The sequence below is a fragment of the Pseudonocardia ammonioxydans genome, from assembly GCF_900115005.1.
Taxonomy (GTDB): domain Bacteria; phylum Actinomycetota; class Actinomycetes; order Mycobacteriales; family Pseudonocardiaceae; genus Pseudonocardia; species Pseudonocardia ammonioxydans.
In genome coordinates this window covers 1-2,477 of sequence record NZ_FOUY01000128.1, presented here as the reverse complement: position 1 = coordinate 2,477, position 2,477 = coordinate 1, and the positions used below count along the sequence as shown (strand labels likewise).

2 protein-coding genes are annotated in these 2,477 nt (G+C 67.7%); one reads left to right on the top strand and one right to left on the bottom strand.

Annotated features, from left to right (window positions below):
• Positions 1–354 precede the first annotated feature (354 nt).
• A complete protein-coding gene (locus BM093_RS34540) occupies positions 355–1,338 on the bottom strand; it encodes a GlxA family transcriptional regulator (protein ID WP_425439230.1) in 984 nt (327 codons plus the stop codon).
• A gap of 65 nt (positions 1,339–1,403) precedes the next feature.
• Here BM093_RS34540 and BM093_RS34535 point away from each other — a divergent pair, with 65 nt between their 5' ends.
• On the top strand, positions 1,404–1,715 hold the full coding sequence (locus tag BM093_RS34535) for a putative quinol monooxygenase (RefSeq protein WP_006247389.1): 312 nt from the start codon (positions 1,404–1,406) through the stop codon (positions 1,713–1,715).
• Positions 1,716–2,477 lie beyond the last annotated feature (762 nt).

Below are 2,477 nucleotides of genomic sequence, written 5' to 3'. Positions count from 1 at the left end.
GTCCGCAGATAGACGTCGAGGTCTCCCGACGATGGAGGTTCCTACGCCATCCATCCGAAAGACCTCGACGTGTCCGACGCTACCCCGCCGGCCGGGTTCGGCCGCCCTGACCTGACCGCCTTCGCGGCTCATCCCAATCGACCCCTGATCGGGTCTGCTGACCCCCTCGACGAGAACGCAGCGACATCACAGCCACCCAACCCCGACCGTCCGGGAAGCCGGGGCACGTCACATGGCCTGTGCTGCGGGCGTGTCGAGTGGGTCGTCCAGGGGCGACGCAGGAGCGTCGACGCGACGTGCTGAGAGGTGGTTCCAACCGAGCGCTAGGACACCGGCTACAGGCATGGCGATAGGTCAGGAACGGCGTCGCTCCCTGCGCAGGAGGGAGCGCAGAGTCTCGGCGTTCGCGTAGCCGACCCGTCGCGCGATCTCGGCGGAGGTGAGGTCCGTGGTTGCTGAGAGGTGCCGAGCTCGTTCGATGCGAAGCCGTTGGACGAAGCCGAGCGGAGTGAGGTTGAGCGCCGCACGGACTCGTCGTTCGAGGGTGCGCCGGCTGGTGCCGAGCGACTGCGCGACGACGGCGACGTTGAACGGTTCGTCCAGGCGGACGCGCACGAAGCGTTCGAACTCGACGACGATCGGGTCCTCGTGCCGGAGATGTTCGTAGGCGACGAAGGCCGCCTGCGACGGGCGCTCGTCGATGATGAGGAGCTTGGCGACATGTTGGGCCAGGTCGGGGCTGATCGATCGCACGAGTGAGAGCGCGAGGTCGATGTGGGCGAAGGCGGCGCCGGCGGTGACGAGGTTCCCGTCGACCACGACCATGGTGTCGAGATCGAGGGCGACGGTCGGATAGCGCTTCAGGAACTCCGGCCCCAGGAACCAGCTGGTCGTCGCCCGCCGATGATGCATCCGTCCGGTCTCGGCGACGGCGAACACGCCGGTGCACGCCGCGGCGATCCGGGTGGTCGCGTCGTCGAGGCGCCCGAGTGAGGCGATGACCGAACGAGCATCTCGGCTCTGGAGGGCGTCGTGGGTCGCGGCGGCCGTGAGGGTTCCAAGCGCAGGGACGACGACCACGTCGAACTCTCCGGACTCCGACAGCGGGTGGTCCACCGACAGGGTCATCGATGCCGTCGTGGTCACTCGCCGTTTCGGTCCGAGGATGGCGAGTTCGATCGGGTCGATCCGCGGGTCGACATCGCCGCGGGCTCCGTCGGCCACCCGCACGATGTCGATGACCGACGCGACCGCCGAACCGAAGCAGCCGTCGATCGCGATCAGTCCGATACGCATGGCGCGAACAATAGCAATACTGCCGTATACGCCACTCCCCACCGGCCCTCGCTCGTCATACGCTGAACTCGCCCCACGAAGAACCCCGACTTCAAGGAGAACCCCTCATGTCCACACCCGCATCACTTCCGTATGCCTTCGTCGCTAAGATCGTCGCGGCCGATGGACAGCACGACGCGCTCGCCGATCTGCTCGCCGGCGCTGTCGCACTCGCCAACGAAGAAGTAGGAACGATTGTCTGGTTCGCGGCTAGGACCCACGCCGACACCTTCTGGATCTTCGATGCATTCCCCGACGAGGCCGCTCGCGACGCCCACGCCAACGGCGCCATCGTCGCAGCCCTGATGGCCAACCAGCACCTCCTCGGCGCAGCACCCGAGATCCTGGCGGCCGACGTCCTCGCGTCCAAGCTCCCGTAGTCCGCCAACGCACGAGACGATCGCGCCCCGCCGAGCCGTCGGACCCGGCCGCCTCGACACCCGCACCACGTTGACGATCCCCGACGGGCCGATCACGAGGAGGCCAGGCAACACCAGGCGCAAGCCCGGAGCGGCACTGTTTCACCGGTGGTCATCGAGAGAGCCAGCGCGGTTCCATGGCAGCGCAACTGTGTCAACTTGCCCTCCGTCCCGCGAGGCGCCGTGGGCGGGTCGTGGTTGCGATCCGTTGCCGTGACCGGGAGACGCGTTGCGCGTCGCAGCGATGACGGGTCGTTGGCGTTCCGGGGCGTTGCGTTCGTGCGCGCCGCGCGTGCGGCATGGAGCATCTCGCTGCGCACACAACGATCGCTGCGCCGACGCACCGTTGACACCTCGCACGTCCAGGTCGCGACACAACGCCACGCTGCGTTGCCGAGCGGAGCGAGGCATATCGGCACACGGACAGGATGCCGGCCGCGAGCGCTCAGCCGGCGAGGGGTCCGTCGCAGAGGAGAGCGACGTCGGTGTCGGGCAGAGCCGTGAGGCCAGCGCATTGCGCGACCACCAGAACCGAACCGCCCCTGCCCTGCGTTTGCGCAGGTCAGGGGCTGTTCGCCGGAGCCGCCTGTCGGAATCGAACCGACGACCTAATCACGTCGGCTTTGCGGGCTCTTCCCAGATGAGGGTGTAGGTCGGCCGGGCGCGTCGGTCCGCAGATAGACGTCGAGGTCTCCCGACGATGGAGGTTCCTACGCCATCCAT

What these genes read in the sequence shown, in the direction of transcription:
- BM093_RS34535 (WP_006247389.1), top strand. Translation starts at nt 1,404, where the DNA reads ATGTCCACACCCGCATCACTTCCGTATGCCTTCGTCGCTAAGATCGTC.